Genomic DNA, 20,724 nt, shown 5'->3' with positions numbered 1-20,724 from the left:
TAATAAAAATAAGTTAATAAGTTCAGTAAATTTTTTCATAAATCCATTTTATACTCATCAAAAGATATCCATGAGAAAAAAAGTCCCAACCTACGAGCATCAGAACTTAAAGAAACTTCATTTGGAGCAATAGGTTTTTTTAAAATAAATTCAAGATTTAAAATCTTGACATCTTTAATGAGGTTTTTAGAAATTATTATTTTCTTTATATTAGATAAGTTATCTAACTTATAATATAAATGTCCAATCAAATTATGATTTGCTAGAATGTCAACAGTTAGTGTTGGGTGCTTTAAACATAGAAAAGGTAAAGCCTCTATAGTTAATATTAAGTTTGAATAAGTTTTTTTAGGTAAATTTATAAAAAAATTTGCATTATTTCCATCAGTCCATATTCCTTGATCTTCGGGGAAACTCCAACCAGTATTTAAAATTAAATAATTTTTAAAATTATTATTTATATCTTGTCTAAAAAAAATTTTTGTGCCATATTCATATTGTTTGTAGTCTAACCAGTCTACTCTGTCCGCCCGAGTTGAGACACCATGAGCATTGGGTAATAATATATAGAAACCATCCGTTTTAACTACTTTGTAAAAAGTATTCATTTTTATGCTACTAACTATTTTTCGCATAGGTGAATCATTAATAATATATATAGCATCTTTGTCTAACCTACCGCTTAAAAAAGTATTAAGTAAATTGTCTTTGGATTTTTTAAGCTGTTTGTAATCGATTCTTGCAAAATATCCTATGTTAATATTTAATTTATTAAACGCTGCATAATGAATAAGAGAAAGTAAGTTATAATTAAATTCTGGAAATACATAAATTATTTTTTTATATTTTTTAGCAACGTCTATCCAAATCTTTGATTTTAATGGCGAAATGTAAGGAGCGGAATAGGATAAAGTTGTTTTGAAATTTTTATATATAGCAGATGAGTCTGCAATTTGAAATACCAGCGAAATAAAAATTAATATTCTTGATATTGAATTTTTATAACCTTTAACAATTAAGTAGAAAATTCCTAAATATATTAAATAATAAAAAGGAAGCGCCATACGTGCTGAAACTCTAAATATACTAAATATTCTAGGAAGTTGATATTCAAATAGCTCATGTTTTCCAAATGCGATATGTGTGGATAATGAATACATAAATAGTAGAAAAGTAATACATAATAGAGAAATAATACGTTTGGAACAAAAAATAATTTTAAAATTTTTTGGATGAATTAATTTAGCTAATGCAAACAGACTTAAAATAATCATGCCTAAACCTAAATACACAAATCCTTCATAAAATTCTCCTGTTATTTTTGGCTGATTCCTCAATATATGAGACCAACTAGTAAAACCTAGTCCGTCCGTTGGATCAATTAAAGATAATAAATTTATACGATAAATACCTAATCCGGGACCTTCAAAACCACTATGTAATATTAAATAACCGGCTTGCGATATAGTTAAAAAAAGTACTAAAACAGTCACAATAATGTATTTTAAAAATTTTAAAAAATCTTGCTCTTTAAATAGCCAGCGATTTAATATGTCTGCCCCCCATAAAACTACTAATATAATTAAAAAGTATGGATGTACTAGGCTGCTAATCATTAATAGCATTGGCCATGCGTATTTTTTAAATTTAGAGGAAAAGTAAAATAATATTGCAGCCAATATTAACCAATGGCCAAGAAATGGTATAGAAGCATGTAAGCGCCAAATCAATGGGGGAGAGAAAACAAAAAAAATACATCCAAAAAAAATTATCAAAGAGTCATTAGTAATTTTTTCTAATAATTTCCATGAAAATATCCCTTGCAAAATAAAACATAATAAAATCCATAAGCCTTCATATTGAAATGAAGTTGGTAGTAGTGATGATATTATTTTAAATGGAAGCGCGAATATAAAAAGTGGTTCTGCATAGATTAGTGCCCCTCCCATGCCCATACCATATGGGAAATTAGCTCCTAAAGGGTTTTGGAATATGGGCGTATTTCTATAAAATTGCCATGCGTATAAAGCATCTGCTGTATCTACATTTAAAAATAACCAATTAAGGTTATTGGGCCATAAAATTTTTCCTCCGGTAACAATTATAAATGCAGTAGTGCCTACTAAAATTGGTATAAATAATTGATAGTTGCTTTTACTTTTATTCAAGAAAGATGACCTTGTTAAAAATATTTATATTTAGTAATTATTTTGTTAATTTTAGAAATACTTAAAATTTACTTTACAAAGCTATAATTTACTTATAGAAGATTATAAAAATCATGATTCAACTTTCTCAACTATATATGATACATTAGCCTTGTTTTTTTCAAAAATAGTGTCGATGATATACATTGGCCTACATTTAACTTCGTCGTAGATACGGCCAATATATTCTCCCATTAAACCTAAAAATAATAATTGAATCCCTGAAAAAAATGTAATTGCTAAAATAGTTGTCGATAATCCAGGCGTTAAGTTCACGCCAATTATTTTTTGCAATAGAAAAAAACCTCCTAAACAAAATCCAAAAAAAGCAATAAAAAAACCTATTATAGACATTATCTGTAATGGGCGAGTACTAAAACTTATAAGGCCATTTATAGCAAGTTTAAAGGCTCCTAAATATCGATTATAATTACTTTTACCGAATAATCTTGGATTTCTATCAAACTCTATATAGGTTTGACTAAAACCTACAAAAGCAACTAACCCTCTTAGAAATCCATGTTTTTCATGTAACTGTCGTAATTGTTCAATCACGCGACGCGAAATTATTCTAAAATCCCCGGTATTACGTGGAATATGTACCTCACTTAATTTAGCAATTAATATATAGCCAAGATAGGCTATAGTTTTTTTTAGCAAGGATTCCCCTTTCCTGGATCGGCGAGTTGCATAAACAACTTCATACCCTTCATTAAGTTTATGATACAAATCTTTAATTAATTCAGGTGGATCTTGCAGGTCTACATCTATGACCACACATGCTTCTCCTTTACAATTTAGAATACCTGCTATGGTTGCCGCTGGCTGGCCAAATTTACGCGAAAATAAAATCAATTTAATTGCAGAATTATATTTCATTTGTTCTTTAATAATTATTTCAGATTTATCTGAGGAAGGATCAAGGCAAAATATTATTTCATAATTTATTATTAAACCGTCTAAAACTTTTTGTAGACGATCTAAAAAGGGAATAATATTTTTTTCTTCCTCATATATCGGGACCACAACTGACAATTTTGTAACTACATCAAATTTTTCCATACTTAAACACCTTAATAATTACGTTTATGTTTTATTAGATATAAAATATAACCGCGCAGTAAACATGTTCATAACTATTAATTTATTTTTTTAGTTAAATTTAAAGATAAAATAAAAAGTCCTAATTTGCGATTATCTGAGCTTAATTTAAGCTGTTTCGGTGAAACAGCATTTTTAAACTTAAATTCAATGCTTAATAAATTATTATCAGTTATGAGAGACTTTGGAATTTCAATTTGTTTATTACTTGGGGAATCATCTATATTATAAGTTACATGTTCAAGATTTTTATGATTAACCACAATATCTACTTCTAAAGTAGGATGCTCAACATTTATATAAGGAGATCCTTCAATCTTCAAAATTAAATCAGAATCTGTTTTTTTATCTAATTGCAGTACCATCAAACTATTACCATCTGTCCAAGTTCCGTTCTCTTCCGGAGCGCTCCACCCTTTTACTAGAATTACATTATTTTTAGAGTTTTCGTCCATTTTTCGAAAGAAAATATGCGTACCTAATATGTAAGCCTGATAATTTTCTAATTTGTATTGCTCAGTTTTAGTAAAATTTTCAGTCCAATTCGGTAACACTAGAAAATAACCATCAGTTTTACATATTTTATAAGGAAGATTCATTTTTTCATTTACTATAAATCGTAGTATATTTTTATCTTTTACAATATAAAATGCATCTTTATCAAGTTCGCCAAGAATTAGTTTATTCATCAATGAAATTTTTTTTTTATTAAAAATTTCAGTGTCTTGTCTAGCAAAATATCCTGCATTAATACTTAATTTGTTAAATGCTGCATAACCTGCAAGTGCCTTCCAATCCCACTGATCGGGATCGGGTTCTGGCAAGGTATAAAAAATTTTCTTATATTTATTGGCTGCTTGTAACCAAATTGAAGATTTTAACGGAAAATTATAAGTATGGATTTTATTACAAGAATGTCTAAATTTAGTAAGCGCTCTTGATAAATCAGTAATTTGTATAGCTAAGCAAATTAAAATTAATATAATGCTTGTTGGGTTTCTGTAACATTTAACAATTAAATAAAAAATTCCTAAATAAATTAAATAGTAAATTGGTAATGCCATTCGCCCTGTAGCTCTAAATATGCCAAAAATTTCTGGTAATTCATATTGAAATAACTCATGTTGACCGAATACAATTCTATTGGATAAAGCAAATATCATTAATAAAAAAGATACGCCGAGAATCGGAGCAATTTTTTTCATATTAGAAACTATGATTTTTATTTGTTGTTGTTTTTTTAGATTTAAAAATCCTGCTAATCCAAATATACTTAGAATAATTATCCCCAACCCTAAATAACTATACCCTTCGTAATCTCCAGCTGTATGCGAGTGGGGGACTAAAATATGAGATCCTTCCTTAATAAAAGGATCAATAAATGATACTAAATTCATTCGGTAGAGCCCTAAACCCGGTGCTACATAGCCGCCGTGCAGCATAAAGTAACCCGCTTGCCACATCACTAGTAATAATATTAAGGCCGTCAACAAAATATGTTTTATAATTTCTTGGTAAGTTAGTTCAATTAAGATAATTCTTTTGAATAAATCTGCTACCCATAATGCCATCAACATAAATAAAATATAAGCATGTACTAAACTACTTATACAAAGTAAGACACACCATGCATAGCTGCGAAAACGTGGAGATAGATAAAACCACATAGCGGCCAAAATCAGCCATTGGCCAAAAAATGCGCCTGCATTACAACGAGCAAGAAAAGCTGGGGATAAAACAAAAAAGATACTTCCTAAGGATTTTAGCCATTGATTAGCAGTTATTTTTTCTAGTAATTTCCCTGAGAAAATCGCTTGTAAGATAAAACACAGCAATACCCAAATTCCCCCATATTGAAATGGAGTGGGTAGTAAATTAGAAAATAGTTTAAATGGAAAGGCAAAAATTAACAGTGGTTCTCCATAGATAACTGACCCACCTAGCCCCATTCCATAGGGATAATTGGTCCCTAAAGGATTTTGAAATACTGGAGTATATCTAAAAAATTCCCAAGCAAATAAGGCCTCTAACTGATCCCCTCTAAGCCAATCAATATTACTCGGCCAAAGAATTTTTCCTCCAGTGACCAAAATAAACGCTGCAATACCCAAAAAAATTGGTATCAAAAATTGAGAATATCTTTTTAGTATATACCACAAAAAATCCATATAAATAATCATCATCCATAATAATTTCATTATCCTTCAAATAAATTTATTATTTTTGAAAGCTTTAACTAATCCCTAAACTGCATGCTATAAAGTTTGGCATAATAACCATTTTTTGCGAGTAACTCTTGGTGTGTCCCTCTTTCTACGATACGACCGGCATCTAAAACCAAAATTTGCTTAGCTCTTTCTACCGTGGAAAGTCGATGTGCAATGACCAACGTAGTACGATTATGCATCAGTTCTTCTAACGCTGCTTGTATATGGCGCTCAGCTTCGGTGTCTAATGCAGAGGTTGCTTCGTCTAAGATTAAAAATGGAGAATTTTTAAGTAGTGCACGTGCAATTGCAATCCTTTGCCGTTGACCGCCTGATAGTAACACACCATTTTCGCCAATTAAAGTATTAAGTCCTTGCGGTAATTGTTCGATAAATTCCATGGCATGCGCTGCTTTTGCAGCACGTATTATCATAGATTCACTTACTTCGCTTAATTGTCCATAAGCAATATTATGTGCAATAGTATCATTAAATAAAGTAACGTGCTGGGATACTAAAGCAAATTGGCTACGTAAATCTTTTAGCTTTAATTCCCGGATATCGACACCGTCGACTAAAATTTTTCCTAAATAATTATCGTAAAAACGTGGTAATAGATTCACTAAAGTAGATTTCCCACTGCCTGAGCGCCCTACTAAAGCGATGGTTTCACCAGAATTTATTTTAAAACTAATAGCTTGTAATACAGGTTGCTCAGGTAAATAGGCAAAACTAACATCTCGGTATTCTAAACAGCCTTTAAGAACGTTAAGCGTATGTGTACCTTCATCTAACTCATTTTTTTCATCTAATAAATTAAAAATGCTGCTCGCTGCAGCAATACCACGCTGTATGATGCTATTAACCGCCGCTAAATTACGCATAGGCTTTAACAATAGTAACATCGAAGTCACCATCGCAGCGAACTCGCCTGCATTAATATGCGTAAAATGCGAAATTGCCAGATAAATAGTGAACACCGCAATTCCACCGGCAATAAGCTGGATAGCTGAACTTGCTAAAGAGTTAGTAACCACGACTTTTAATTCGCGAAATCTATTCCTTTCTAGCAGTGTTTGAAATTTTTTAGTTTCGTATTCTTCACCACCAAAGGTGCGAATTACTTTGTAACCATCGATAACTTCTTCTGCCACTTGTGTCAGTTCACTCATAGAATCTTGAACGGCATTATTCAAATTCCGCATACGCCGACTGGAATAGCGAGCAATCCAAATCATGGTCGGTACCGTAATAAAAAATAATAGGCTCAATTGCCAACTTTCCATTAACATCACTGCAATTAATCCAAGCACAAAAAAACTTTCTTGCACCAAAGTAATTAAAGCATTGGTACTTGCATTAGCGACTTGATCGACATTGTAAATAATGGTAGAAAGTAATTGACCCGAGGTTGTATTGTCATAAAATTTAGCGGGTAAACGTAATAATTTAATCAGTATGTCTTGTCGTATATTCATCACCACACTTCTTGCCACGCGCGCTAAGCAATAACTGGATGAAAAATTAGCTACGCCGCGTATTAAAAAAGCAAAGATTAAAATAAAAGGCAGATAATGGATAAAATGTTCGTCTTTAGCGACAAAACCTTTATTAAGCAAGGGTTTTAAAAACCAAATAAGCCCAGCATCGGTGCTGGCTAATAAAATAGTTCCAATGATACCTAATAAAAACCAACCCAAATAACGCCGCAGATAATGTAGCAAACGTCGATAACTGGAAAACCCATTGTGGTTTTGCGATATATATTGTTGTGTCATAGCTTTTCTTGATTAAATAGCAGTACCACCGACTGTTAAAGCATCTATTTTTAATGTCGGTTGTCCGACACCTACGGGAACACTCTGGCCTTCTTTACCACAACTACCAATGCCGCTATCTAATTTGAGGTCATTGCCGATCATAGAAACTTGCGTTAGCACATCAGGACCATTGCCAATTAAAGTCGCTCCTTTAACCGGTCGTGTCACTTGACCGTTTTCAATCAAGTATGCTTCACAGGCGGAAAATACAAATTTTCCTGACGTAATATCCACTTGTCCACCGGAGAAATTCACTGCATAAATCCCTTTTTTAACCGTTGCAATAATTTCTTCTGGAACGTACGGACCTGGCAACATATAGGTATTAGTCATACGCGGCATCGGCAAATGTGCAAACGATTCGCGGCGACCATTGCCTGTCGATTGCGTACCCATCAAGCGCGCATTTAATTTATCCATCATATAGGCCTTTAAAATGCCTTTCTCAATTAAAACGGTACGCTGTGTAGGCGTACCTTCGTCATCAATCGTCAGCGATCCACGCCGATAAGGAATCGTTCCATCATCAACTACCGTACAACCTGCTGAGGCAACACGTTCTCCAATTCGGCCGGAAAATGCAGAGCTGCCTTTACGGTTGAAATCTCCTTCTAAACCATGACCCACCGCCTCATGCAATAAAACACCCGGCCAACCGGGACCTAACACGACTGGCATACTACCCGCAGGCGCTTTTACGGCATCTAAATTCAGAAGTGCTAAACGAACTGCTTCTTTTGCTAAGTCAGTTGCCACCTGATCTTTAATAAAATAACTATAATCGGTTCTGCCACCACCACCGGCAAAACCTTGTTCGCGCAAACCTTTGTCTTCGGCTATGACGCTAATATTTAAACGCACTAGCGGGCGAATATCAGCTGCCATGCGGCCATCACTATTAATCACTAAGACCACTTCTTGTGCACCGACTAAACTAACATTGACGTGTTTAATACGTGGATCGCTAGCACGTGCCACTTCGTCTATTTCGCGGAGTAAACTTAATTTCTGCAGTTCTGTCCAGGTAGAAATAGGATTAATCGGTTCATATAAAGGCTTTAAAAGCGGATTTTTCTGCCAGGCATGGATTTGACCATGCTGTCCTGTTCTAGCAATACTCGCTGCCATCGTGGCGGCTGATTCTAAAGCGGGTAATAAAATATCATCTGAATAGGCAAAACCAGTCTTTTCGCCACTGATGGCGCGCACGCCAACCCCCCGTTCGATATTAAAACTACCGTTTTTGACGATACTATCTTCTAATACCCAACTCTCTAATTGCGTGGCTTGAAAATAAAGATCCGCCATATCAACTTTAGGCGTTAATAAACGACCTAAAATCACTTGCAACTGATTTTCCGTCAATCCAGCGGGGTCCAACAGTGTTTCACGGGCCAAAGTAAGATTATTCTTTATCATGTTCGTCATCCTAACTTAGCTGAAGTCAGGATGCAATTTTAGGCTTGGCGCAAGCAAATTTAATAGTTACTAATGCCTCTAACATAAGATTTATGAGTATTGAATTCACCTTCATTTGAATGACCATTTCGATAAGTAAAAAGGCCGCCATTTTGTATGTACGAAATTAACTCCTGACGCTCCTTTTCCCTCTCTAGTTCTAGTTTAGCTTTAATATTGTTTTTATCATTAATTGTTAGACTATTGTTTAAGAATGTCCGGCTAATCGATCCTATATCAATGGTTTTATTCCGTTCAAGAAACTCATACATTTTCGATAATAACGCCTGTCTAAAAATAAAAGGGCTTTCTTTAACACACTGCTCTAATCGATCATAACCAATAACATCTGTGACAAAAATCTCTGGCATGCTAAAAAAACCGAAAGTTTCAAATAAATAACTCAAATTTTCATCGGCAATAACCGGTTCTTTTACTACAGCTGTAAATTTATGCAGTAATTCTGGAAAATACCAATTTAACCCTTCATGATCATATTCGGTTCTATTAAAAAACTGCTTTAGTTCATTATGTTGTAATACGTTTAAAAGAGTATCTGGAGATATTTCTAACCAAATTGACAAAAACCAAACGGCATCAGAAAAACTACGATTAACGTTAATACATTTTTTTAAAATAAATTCAAGATAGAATTCAAATTCTTTTTTTCTTTGATTTTTAGGAGTATTTTTTACTATAAAAATTTCATTCAATTTCTTCAGTAATTTATTAACCAATCCTTCACCCGATTTGCAATCTAAACTATAAAACCAATTACATGTCTTGGCTATAGTCTTATCTTTGTAGTAATACTTATTAGAAAAATCTTTAGCCGAAAGGTCAAACATAACCATCCTTTTTTTTATATGAAATTAGATTAATCTGGAAAGTACGGCAATTTATCGTAATAAATTGTTTAGGTAAACTATTTTGTGTATTTCAATCTCAATTTTTAAGCAGAGGTTTTGACCACGTCGGGTTTACTCCAAGATCCAGTAATATGATAGGATGTTTGTGCAATTTTTTGCACCGTAGAGCCTAATACTGCATTCGCCAACCAAGCGACAACTCCAGCAACAGGACCACCCGCCAAACCGACTATTACCGGTAAACTGGATGTAAAATGCGGCACCACTTTAATAACCAAGTCATAATCCTTGTTCAACATACCAATTCGACCAGCAATGCTTATCGAAGCAACGGGTCCTTCAATAGTGACATCGCGCGTAATGGCATTACCATTTCTTAGCGTAAAATTGCCCTGTAAATTGGTAAAATCAAAACCTTTGGTTTTTAAATCACTAAAATCTAACTGCAAGCGTTTGGTTAAACTTTGTATGCTTAAAAAAGTAAGTAATCGACCGAAATTTAACTTGGCTTCGTTACTGGATCCAATATCAACTATCTGACCGTTAGTCGCATTAAAAGAAAAATGACCCCTGAGTTTAGTAAAACTGAACTGATAGGGAGCTCCTTGCCAATTCAAATTAAATCGCATATGCGCTTGTTCTGCGACGATACTCGCCGGCAAACCCCAATTTCGTAAAAAGTTGCTTAAATTAGCACTGTCCAATTGTCCGATTAATTCTGTGGAGTTACGTTCTTGAGTATGCCACGCTCCGCTTGCTATAAGATGATAATTTGCATCCCCCGCATTTAATTCTCTCACTAACACGCCACCCAATATGGGATTTAATTTTAATTGTACCGCTCCAAAATTAATTTCCTTATAACGCACTTCTCTCGCGCTTAAATTAATCTTCGGTAATTGCTTAAAATTCCAAGTATTGGTTTCATTAGACTCAATCGATGAGTCTAAATTGATCATGTCAAAATTAGCAAGGATCGGTTGTAAATTACTATTGGGTATCAACACTGTTCCTTTGGCGGTTTGATTATCAATGCTAAAACGCCAACCATTTTGTTCGGGTTTTAAATTGGTCAGAATATCATCATAATGAATGATAATTTGCAGATTCGGTGCGGAATGAATAGTTAATTCTATGGGCTTTTTCCATAAAATTCCCGTCAATTTTTGTGCTGATACGCCGTCCTGATTAAAAGTGAAGGGTCCCGTTAATTGATCTAATTGAATATCATGCGCGGGGATTTTTAATTTAGCATTTTCTATTTGCGCTCGCCCCAATAAATTTAATTTTTGTTTTCCCGATTCGAGAGGAATTGCTATTTGCATACTAAGCTGTAAAGGACCAGCCAGTATTAAGTTTTTCAATTGACCTAATGTTCTTCTCGCAAGTGGTGTAGCCACTAAAAAAGCTTGGCCTTTCTCTAAACGCGTATTCATCTCACCGCTATCAATATGCAATATGCCCTGCACATTTTTCTTAATGATGGGTATATTTGCTTTAATATTCTTTAAATTTATATTCAGCAATTCTGCAGTATCGATTAAAACGTGCATTTGCCGACCCGAAAAAATAAGTTCTCCATTGATTTTTTTCAAACTAGGCCAAGCACGCTGGTAGTTTAAATTAGCATCGGTTATTTGGGCATCAACTAAAAAAGTTCCGTTATGTTGATCGAAAGGAAATTGATTAGTTGGTCCTTGTAACACTAAACTCCCTAAACCTGAGCCTTTATTAATAGCCGTACTCAGCCAATGCTTAAGTTCTGGACCTAATAGTGTTTGCGGCAAATAATAAGCAATATGCGTCGAATTATGTATTTTTATATGCGCCAATAAACTAATCTGCGACTGACTAGCAAGTTTAGAAATTAGCAAGGAAAATTGTGAGTTAACCGCTACATCCTGATTAGTTGCTTCAAATTGTGGGGCTTGTATGATCCATTCCCCATCTTTTTGCTGCCAATTCAATTGACTGGTTAAACTATCCAAATGTATCGGCGCTTTAAATAACTTATTAAAATCTATCCTGCAATCATTAGCGTGCGCAATAATATTTCCCATCGTGGGTGTCATATGCAGATAGGTATCTAACCCTTGGATACCTGGAATTTTTTGCCAAGCTTGCACACCAAAATCATGAAAGATAGCATCGATACTCCAACTATCTTGCTGAGTAGTTTGCCATAGTATATGCGTGGAAAAAGGTAAAAATGTAATGGCGGGTTGTTTATTAATTTTTATTGATGCTGCCTGTAAGCTACTAATCAAACCTTGAAATTGGGTAAAATGATCAAATTGCCAATCGGCCCATATTTTAAAATTGGTTCGCGCGTTTTGCAATTGCAATGTGGGTTTCCATTGATTAAACCATCGATCGAGGAAAACATTTTCGCCATGTAAATAAATGGGTCCGCTCAGATGATTTTGTGAAGATGATAAGGGAGATCCTTTCAAATCAACTTTAAAACTAAATTCGGAAAGTTTTTCTTGTACAAAACGTAAACGACCACTTAATTGATGTCGATCGCCACTATTTTTTAATAGCAAAATTATTCGCATCGGTGGCCATACCGGACCCGATTTCGGATAAAATGTTAAACCTACATTGTCTAAACTTAGTTGCGGTTCAGCTAAAAACCAAGCGATTAATTCATTCGTGGCGTTCGAATTGGGTAAGGAAGATTGGTCGAATAATGTGCTAATTCCAGTGAAAACCAATTGATTATCTTTAGTTTGGTGTGCCACTAACTCAATACCATTTACACTTATTGCAGCTAATTTAATACTTCCGCTGAGTAAACTATGAAAGATATCGATAGCTATATTTAGCTGTTTAACGCTTAATAAAGGATAGGTTCGCGTGTCATCCCAAATAATGACATCAGAACCATGAAAAATAGGCGTTAAACCCTGCCATGCCACAGAAAATTGCTTAATTTGTACCGGTTTGTGCAAAACTCTAGCGGCTAAATTAGAAACTCCTTGTACTTGTTTGTTCAGATAAGGGGTTAAAATTCGTCCTGTAACGACTACCAAGGCAAAAAAAACAATACTACTCGTTAAAAATACGATGAGTAAGCGTGATAGTGAATACAGGAGTTGTTTCATATATACTCATTATACTTTAAAACACTTTAAAATTTTTGTTTTTTTAGCACGAATGATAATCCGCTGATCAAGGTCATCATGTCATTAAAATCGCCAAGTATTTCTGTCATCGTGACTACCTACAATCGTCCCGACGCCTTACATTTAGTTTTGTTGGCCCTGGCACAACAAACGCAATTACCAAATCAAGTCATCGTGGCTGACGATGGTTCTACCGATGAAACGCGGCTATTAATTGGCCAATTACAAAACCAACTTAATTATCCACTGCAACATATTTGGCAAAAAGATGAAGGCTTTCAAGCCGCTAAAATCCGCAACAAAGCTTCTCTGTGCGCCAATAGTAATTATCTTATTTTTTTAGATGGCGATTGTGTGCCTTTTCCAGATTTTATTGAAACCCACCGCTTATTAGCTGAACCAAATTGGTTTGTTTCTGGTCACCGACTATTACTAGAAAAGCAATTTACGCAAAAAATTCTGCAGGAACTTTTGCCTATTTATAAGGACTCAGCGCTAGAATGGCTATTACATTATTTTCATCGCCAATCCAATCGTCTATTTCCTTTATTACGTATCCGATCAAATAAATTACGCAAATTACACGCTAAACATTGGCAGGGAGCAAAAAGTTGTAATTTAGGTCTGTGGAAAGAAGATTTTTTGAGCGTCAATGGTTTTGACGAAAGCTTTATAGGATGGGGCTATGAAGACTCAGACTTAGTGATACGTTTAATTCGCGCGGGCATTTACCGTAAATCTGGAAAATTCGCCACACCTGTTATTCACTTATGGCATCAGCAAAATGATCGCGAAAAAGAACAAATCAATCTTAATTTACTCAAACAAATAATTGAAAATCAACAAATTCGTGCAAAAATTGGTTTAAACTAAGCTAAATTAATTTGATTTCAAAATATCTTTATCCTTGGATTTATAAGTTAAGCCTGCAAACAATAAAGCGGTAAAAATAACATAAAAACAACCTTGCGTGACATCCATCAGCCATGAATTAAACAATGAACCTACTGCTATAGATACCAGCACCGCTTGGGCAAAATATTGACGCAAGCCTTGCAAGCGAAAGCTTGTCCAGGCATGAACAATAAACATGCCTAATAAAATAACAACACCTAATAGGCCAAATTGAACCGCAATATTTAGATATTCATTATGCGGATTTTTGGTAGCAAATTGCTTATCTTGTGTAAGCGCTAAATAATCCTGCGCAAAACTTCCGGTGCCAGTTCCCATCCAAGGATGTTCTTTTAATAGTTTCAAGCTATTATGATAAAACTCTAAACGTAAGCCTACCGAAGTAGCAAAACTTCCGTGTTCATATTGTGTAATTTCGCTGTGCGCTAAATTGAGGCGTTCCTTAAAATTAGCGGGTAAAAATAATAGACTGCCACATAAAAAAATTGAAATTAATAGCCCCGCTAATAAACCTTTCCAAGTATATAGTTGACTAGCTAATAACAACAGTAAACTAAATAACACCACGTAACCCGAGCGACTTAGATTTATAAATAATACGTTATAAGTCGTTACTAAAAATAATAAAACAAACAACCATCGCCAAGCATTTTTGATTGAGAATGCAAACACCGCAAAGCAATAACTGCTAAATGCAAATAAAAACCCGGTAAAAATATGATCTTTAAAAACGCCAGAGTCTGAAGTAAAACGATGCAGTAAATCACTATGGCCAAAAAATTTAATGAAAGAAAGTAGCAGCGTTATACTCGCCGCTACTAAAAATGCAAAAAAAGCAGCAACAGCGGTTTTTTCGTTTCGAAACGTACTAAATAAAAAAAATCCTAGCAAAAATTTACTGTATTTTGTTATTGTATGTAAACCTACCGGTCGTGGCACCGTGGTATAAGTAAGCCCTATCAGAAATAATGCAAAAAATACTATAAACATCAAGGCCATCGGGTTATAACGCAAAATTAGATATTTTTCATACCAATTCCCCGCTAATAAACAGCATAGCACCGTTGCTGAGAAAAAAATCATCAATGCAGCCGTTGATATTGGCAGTACAAATGCGGTCGCCACGGCAAAAATTTGACTGAGCCGTTGAAAATAATCTCTTAGTGGACGAGATGGAGTCAATGCATCAACAGACATGGTTTTTCCCTGGATAAATATATATTAATTTTACATAACGATAAAAAACACCTACTGCATTAGAGATTGCTAATATGAACCCTTCACGACCATCTAAAAAACCTAGATGTAAAAAATAACCACGAATAAAACTCCATATTGCATGTAAAATTGCTTTCAACGGACCCGAATTTTTATGTTTTTGATAAGCCAATTGTGCCCAATAATTGGTATAATTCTCCAATTTAATGAGTACTTGACTAATATTTTTCATCGTATCATGAAAAATCACTGCTTTTAAATTACCCAAATGCGCGTATCCATTCAAATGCTCATGAATAATCGCTGGTGTAAATCGGATATGAGGTAATCGAAGAAATAGTCTAACGACTCTATCTCTACCCCAATCACCAAAACGAATTTTTTTTCCGCAAAAAAAAGAAACTCGTTTAATGGCATAAGCATCGAGTCGATTCTCAGCTTTCGAAATAATGCGTTTTATTTCCGCAATTAATCTATCACTTAAATACTCATCTGCATCGATAGATAACACCCATTTTCCTTGCGCTTTGTTTAAAGCTCGATTCTTTTGTATACCAAATCCCGGCCAGTCAGTTGAAAAAATATTCTGCGTATATTGCCGACAAATTTCTAAGGTATTATCTTGGCTTCCTGAGTCCAGAACGATAATCTCATCCGCCCATTTTACGGACTCCAAACAACGTTGGATATCCATTGCCGCATCTTTTACTATTACAATTACGCTTAACGCTAGCATATAATTTTTTAAAAACTCAGAAAACTGCAGAATATACCATATACCCATTAGATAGGTAGCGCTAGGAGGTTAATCTCTGGAAACGTTTAAAAAAATTACCGTCATGGCGAGCGAATGTAATGAGCGTAGCCATCCAGGGATTGCCACGCACCTACGGTGCTCACAATGACGAGCAATGTGGTTAAATAGAAGGTATATCCGGTTGATTAATTAATAGTCTGACTTTATTAATCACTTGTTCGGCGGTTAAATTTTCCAAACATTGGCTACGACTTCGAATATGTTGATCACAGCCTTCCTGGAAACAAGGAACACAAATTCCAGAACCTTGCATCAAGTAAACATTATTTCTGTGCTGAGAACCGACCCGAACAAATGGATTGCTTAATGTCCAGGCTTTTGGCCAAGGACCCCATTTTACTGGATTACTGGGACCAAATAAGGCCATGGTTGGAATACCTAACGCAGCTGCCATATGCGTTACCACGGTGTCCGGACCAATATAAATTTTAGCCTTACTCAATAAGAAACCGACTTGGTTCAGGCTTAAATAGCCCACCATGTTAATAGCACCTTCGGGCAGCCTATCCAGCAGTTCTTCCGCCATTTTTTCTTCTGACTCCTGTTTATCTCCGGTTAAAACAATCGTATAACCAATTTGTAATAACCAATTTGCTACGCCTACCCAACCTTCTTTAATCCATTCTTTATAGGAAAATTTAGGACGCAGATGTAAAATAGCTAATTTTTTATTCGTATCAACCAGTTGCATTACTTTCTGAGAATCTTTTTCCTGCCAAGCAATAACAATTTCTGAACAAAGATTTAACTGTAAAATTTCTGCCAAACGTAAATTCATTAATACCGTATGCGTAGAAATACCATCATATTCCACGGCTTCAGAGAGTAATAGACGCTTCCACCAGCGACTTTTATCTGCACCTAACATCCCGATGCGATACTTAGCGGCACAATAAGCATATAGCGTGGTTTTATCTCCAGGTAATGTAGATACCGCTACATCATAAACACGAAAAATTTTTTTTATTAGCTGGCAATGCTGTAAAAAATCAGGATGTTCTTCAATGGTAAGAATATTTTGTATATCGGGATTTGCATGAAGTATAGACTCGGTACCTTTAAAGACTAATAGATCAATCTTAGCTTCTGGCCAATGACGTTTAAAGGTTCGAATTAATGGAGTAATGAGTAAAACATCGCCAATGCGACGAGTACAAATGATTAAAAGCCTTCCTGGCGGTGATTTGACCATATCCTTTATAAATTTTTAGCAGATGACTTCCTTGTCATTGCGAGCGCGTAGCGCGCGGCAATCCATATTCACTCGCTATGACGATGATTTTTCATGGGCTTTCCAATCAAATCATACGATGTTCAATATCTAGTTAAGATAATTTTTAATTATTTTTTGAAATATCCACTTTAACATCGCCAAAGCATTGTATATTATAAAATTCATCTTTTAAATCTTTAAACCACTTTACTCTTGAATCAATACCAATAATTTCACGAATAATTTGAAACATCTCAGCATAATGGTTATTACAGCCAAAATCATGCTCAAACTCTGTACCGTCAGATAGAATAATCTTTACTTTACTCATATTAAGCCTTTTTAGGATATGACTTTGCAATCCTCTGTGAGGACCGACCCGTCGCTAAAGTGATATGTATCGGCAGTATGGTACTTAGATTGTCCAACAGCCATTTATTTAAGCAGGCATCTTCGCCACTTAAACAGACATTAATAGGCCTTTCAATATGAGCCGCTATTTTTGGTGCAATACGTTTTTTAAATGCCGCATTTCCCGAATAGCTTAACAAACTACGCTTATTACTAGCTTTACTAAACATATATCCCCCTTGGAACCATTTTCTTTAGATTGCTGCTTAATATTTTGATTGTTGATGATAGTGATTTTTGGAATTAGGCAATCCAGATACTTCGATACTGAGTAGGCTTTTGAGCTCTTAAATGTTTGACTTGAGTGAAGCTTTTATTTGTTAGATTTGGGTAGCATCAATTTTTTTGAAATTTTTGATGCATAAGTCGTAAAAACCATCCTCACTAAATATAGTGTTAATTTTTTTTCAAACAACTATATATAGTGTTGTGAATTTTACTTACATTATTTTATACAATCACGTATAACAATTTTAGCAAAAGATTGCATTATCCACAAGTTTTCAAGCGCTTTTTCACAGCTTATACAACAAGTTACGCACTGGTGAGTAACTTATTACACGCAAGAAAAGTTAACAATATGGATGTTTGTAAAAAAAAATAGATAATGAAAAAGAAACAATGTTGACCAAATAAAAGTATGATCAACATTGTCATAAAGATAAGCTTGTTAACTAATTACACAACAATTATAAGGAGTCATGTGATTATTTGTTTCTGATCCTGTACTATTTTCCTTCCTACTAAAGAAGTTACTTTTTTTTTCAGCGGCTGAACTAAAACAGCGAGGATAATTCGATTGTACGGTTGGATAATATTTTTTAATTAACGCTTCTAAGATGCTAATCGTTCTTACGCTAGGTTCTCCAGAATAATTTTCAGGCTCAAAATGCATTTGAAAAGCTCTGATGACATCTTTAGTTTGTGTATCAAATTGGCCCGTTGTTTCTATTTTGTATCCATAATGCCGTAGGTTATCTTGTATCCATTTATAATCAGTTCCTTGCTCAATCTGAATTTCCTTCTCAATCTTCGATACCTGCTGCTCATCCGGCCAGGCACCTATGCCTCGATCGGCTAATTTTTTCCATAAACGCGTACCAGGATCAGTCTTTCTACCCGGTGCAATATCAGCATGGCCGGTTATAAATTGAGGAGGGATTTGGTAATAAACTTTTCCAGTTTTTTCATCTTGTATTATTAGTTCAGGTCCAATTTTTTCTTTAATAAGATATACGATGCTATTAATTTGGTGATCGGTATATTCATCCCAGGTAAGCTTGCCTTGCTTTTCTAATTGATAAAGGTCTCCTACATGTTGAAAAGGATCGTTTTTTTCATGCCATTCTTTAGTTAATTTCTTGTATTTAGCTATTAGTTCTGGCGATATCTTTTCTTTATAGACTTCACGGTCCGCTGGTGGCACTAAACTACGCGTCATATCAGATAAAAAGGCAGTTAATAATTTTTCTTCAATTAAAAGCTGGTATAAATTTTTATCCTGTTCTTTTAAAGTTTCAGTAATAAAATCTTTAAGTTGATTTAGGACTTGATAGGTAAATAATACTTTTCCTGTGTCTTGCACTAAACCATAGCCATAGTTAACTATTTCGATCCCGATCGAGGTATCGTTTAAGCCATTTCTACCTGCAAGATTACTTGCACCTGCATGATAAGCACGATCTTTTATGTCTACAAATTTATAATAATCAAATGGCCCATTTTCATCTTTAAAGGGTTGCTTTGGAATTAAAAAATGCGCTCCAACACCACCGCGAGTTAATGTTTCTACCGAGTCTTTTTCTTCTAAAACGGTATAATGCAATATAATAAATCGTTCACGTCTATCAAAATTCTGCTTATCCGCAGGTATAAATTTTTCTTTCATAAATATCCCCATTTTTTTAATTTATTAAAATAATATTTTACCAAATATTTTTTATATTATAAATAAATTAAATTTAATTCGAAAAAACTAATGACGCATATCTAAAGGACTTATTCTGAGCATATTGCCCATCAGTGGCCAGACTAAAGCACTGACTAATAAGGACACCCAAGCCCAGCGAAAATCAACCGAAAATCCCAGCCAAGCTTGTATCCAAATAAGTAGCACTTGGTAGATCGTTAATATAACCAAAATAAATAAAATTTGTTGCGGCAATGGGAACATCCGAAATTGCAAATGAAAACGTTGCGCTAAATAAGCAACCACGCACAAAGCTAAACTATGTTCTCCCAAATAGCTGCCATATAATACATCGATAAATAATCCAAGTATCCAAGCTAAGGTAAAATGAATATGCTCAGGCAACACCATGATCCAATAAATTAACACTAAGGGTAACCATAAAGGAAAAAATAATGCTAAAGTAGGAGGTAAAGGAATAATATTAAGTATGATCGCCACAAAAAAACTAATCCCAACCAGAAATAAGGTAGAAAAATAAAGAGGTTTCATTCTGCTATCCTATTTTTTAACCGCGTGAAAATGTGTTTTGGAATTAGAATTAACTTCAGGCGTTGGCGAATTGACCGGCGAAATTAATAATACTGGCCGATTTCTATTTAATTGGGCACTTGGATCAACTTGTATGCTCGCAAATTGTGTAGCAAGATTCGTATTAACGACGCTGACAACACCGACCGGATAACCTGCAGGATAACGTCCGCCTAAACCTGACGTCACTAATAAATCATTGACTTTAATATCCACTGTGCCAGGTATGTCTTTCAATAAAAGTTTTGCAAGGCGTCCTCGTCCCACTAAAATTCCACGCGCATCACTACGCACATCTTGAACGGGAATCGCACTACGAAAATCAGTGAGTAAAAGCACCCGGCTACTTAAAAAATCAACACTGATGACTTGACCCATCACACCATTTGCATCCAGTACGGGTTGCCCTACTTTAACACCGTCCGATTGCCCTTTGTCGACTATCACTTCATTCAATAAAGGATCGGCATTAACCAGTAGCAATCGTGCCAAACGGAAATGTTGCTTTTTTAGATGCTCCGTCGCGGCCAATAATTGATTTAATTGTCTATTTTCACTTTCTAAGGCGGAAAAGTTTTGTAATTTGGTGAGTAATAATACTTGCTGCGTGCGCAAAACCGCATTTTCAGATTGTATTTTTTGTCGTGTGACAAAATTACTATTTATATTGTGAAATAACTGTATTGGGGCATCAACCATATATTGTAAAGGCGCTACCACATTATTTAATACACGTCGTAGCGACGGTAAATAATGATGGTAATCCAATAGAATAAGTAATAGAGATAAAATAACGAAAAAAACTAGCCTTAACCCTAATGAGGTTTTTCCACGGTTAAATAATAGTTTAATAGCGCTTA

Annotated in this window: 16 protein-coding genes; 1 reads left to right on the top strand and 15 read right to left on the bottom strand. The window is 34.6% G+C overall.

The features are described 5' to 3' along the window. Positions 1–35: 35 nt before the first annotated feature. The 7 genes from AAHH40_RS02815 to AAHH40_RS02785 form a co-directional block, all read right to left on the bottom strand. Complete coding sequence (locus AAHH40_RS02815; protein ID WP_342220603.1) at positions 36–2,168, bottom strand: DUF6311 domain-containing protein; 2,133 nt, start codon at positions 2,166–2,168, stop codon at positions 36–38. A gap of 111 nt (positions 2,169–2,279) precedes the next feature. Beyond that, positions 2,280–3,269: a glycosyltransferase family 2 protein gene (locus AAHH40_RS02810; protein ID WP_342220602.1), complete on the bottom strand. Its 990-nt coding sequence runs from the start codon at positions 3,267–3,269 to the stop codon at positions 2,280–2,282. 77 nt (positions 3,270–3,346) lie between these two features. Further along, the gene (locus AAHH40_RS02805) at positions 3,347–5,506 is read right to left on the bottom strand and encodes a DUF6311 domain-containing protein (RefSeq protein ID WP_342220601.1); all 2,160 of its coding nucleotides are present in this window, start codon (positions 5,504–5,506) and stop codon (positions 3,347–3,349) included. A 38-nt stretch (positions 5,507–5,544) separates the two neighbouring features. Then, on the bottom strand, positions 5,545–7,293 hold the full coding sequence (gene msbA / locus AAHH40_RS02800) for a lipid A export permease/ATP-binding protein MsbA (RefSeq protein ID WP_342220600.1): 1,749 nt from the start codon (positions 7,291–7,293) through the stop codon (positions 5,545–5,547). Between the two features lie 12 nt (positions 7,294–7,305). After that, a complete protein-coding gene (gene tldD / locus AAHH40_RS02795; protein WP_425287973.1) occupies positions 7,306–8,751 on the bottom strand; it encodes a metalloprotease TldD in 1,446 nt (481 codons plus the stop codon). 62 nt (positions 8,752–8,813) lie between these two features. Beyond that, complete coding sequence (locus tag AAHH40_RS02790) at positions 8,814–9,641, bottom strand: hypothetical protein (protein WP_342220598.1); 828 nt, start codon at positions 9,639–9,641, stop codon at positions 8,814–8,816. A 104-nt stretch (positions 9,642–9,745) separates the two neighbouring features. After that, on the bottom strand, positions 9,746–12,769 hold the full coding sequence (locus AAHH40_RS02785) for a YhdP family protein (RefSeq protein ID WP_342220597.1): 3,024 nt from the start codon (positions 12,767–12,769) through the stop codon (positions 9,746–9,748). Between the two features lie 78 nt (positions 12,770–12,847). Here AAHH40_RS02785 and AAHH40_RS02780 point away from each other — a divergent pair, with 78 nt between their 5' ends. Next, on the top strand, positions 12,848–13,663 hold the full coding sequence (locus AAHH40_RS02780; protein WP_342220596.1) for a glycosyltransferase family 2 protein: 816 nt from the start codon (positions 12,848–12,850) through the stop codon (positions 13,661–13,663). 6 nt (positions 13,664–13,669) lie between these two features. On the opposite strand, the gene AAHH40_RS02775 is transcribed toward AAHH40_RS02780, so the two are convergent. The 8 genes from AAHH40_RS02775 to mreC form a co-directional block, all read right to left on the bottom strand. Continuing rightward, positions 13,670–14,902 carry an O-antigen ligase family protein gene (locus tag AAHH40_RS02775; protein WP_342220595.1) on the bottom strand — a complete coding sequence of 411 codons (1,233 nt, stop codon included), beginning with the start codon at positions 14,900–14,902 and terminating at the stop codon, positions 13,670–13,672. Then, positions 14,892–15,707, bottom strand: a complete 816-nt coding sequence (locus tag AAHH40_RS02770; protein ID WP_342220594.1) for a glycosyltransferase family 2 protein — start codon at positions 15,705–15,707, stop codon at positions 14,892–14,894. Before AAHH40_RS02770 ends, AAHH40_RS02775 begins: the two co-directional genes overlap by 11 nt. 133 nt (positions 15,708–15,840) lie before the next feature. Further along, entirely contained in the window at positions 15,841–16,932 is a 1,092-nt protein-coding gene (locus AAHH40_RS02765) for a glycosyltransferase family 9 protein (RefSeq protein ID WP_342220593.1), read from the bottom strand. A 145-nt stretch (positions 16,933–17,077) separates the two neighbouring features. Next, entirely contained in the window at positions 17,078–17,284 is a 207-nt protein-coding gene (locus tag AAHH40_RS02760) for a hypothetical protein (protein WP_342220592.1), read from the bottom strand. A 1-nt stretch (position 17,285) separates the two neighbouring features. Next, positions 17,286–17,534 carry a hypothetical protein gene (locus AAHH40_RS02755; RefSeq protein ID WP_342220591.1) on the bottom strand — a complete coding sequence of 83 codons (249 nt, stop codon included), beginning with the start codon at positions 17,532–17,534 and terminating at the stop codon, positions 17,286–17,288. Positions 17,535–18,034: 500 nt separating this feature from the next. Beyond that, the gene (locus AAHH40_RS02750; RefSeq protein ID WP_342220590.1) at positions 18,035–19,252 is read right to left on the bottom strand and encodes an N-acetylmuramoyl-L-alanine amidase; all 1,218 of its coding nucleotides are present in this window, start codon (positions 19,250–19,252) and stop codon (positions 18,035–18,037) included. Positions 19,253–19,339: 87 nt separating this feature from the next. Continuing rightward, positions 19,340–19,825, bottom strand: coding sequence for a rod shape-determining protein MreD (gene mreD, locus AAHH40_RS02745; RefSeq protein WP_342220589.1), 486 nt, complete (start codon positions 19,823–19,825; stop codon positions 19,340–19,342). Positions 19,826–19,834: 9 nt separating this feature from the next. Then, positions 19,835–20,632 carry a rod shape-determining protein MreC gene (gene mreC / locus AAHH40_RS02740; RefSeq protein WP_342220588.1) on the bottom strand — a complete coding sequence of 266 codons (798 nt, stop codon included), beginning with the start codon at positions 20,630–20,632 and terminating at the stop codon, positions 19,835–19,837. Positions 20,633–20,724 lie beyond the last annotated feature (92 nt).

The organism is Rickettsiella endosymbiont of Miltochrista miniata, assembly GCF_964031245.1.
Classification (GTDB): domain Bacteria; phylum Pseudomonadota; class Gammaproteobacteria; order Diplorickettsiales; family Diplorickettsiaceae; genus Aquirickettsiella.
This window is presented reverse-complemented; position numbering and strand designations above follow the sequence as displayed.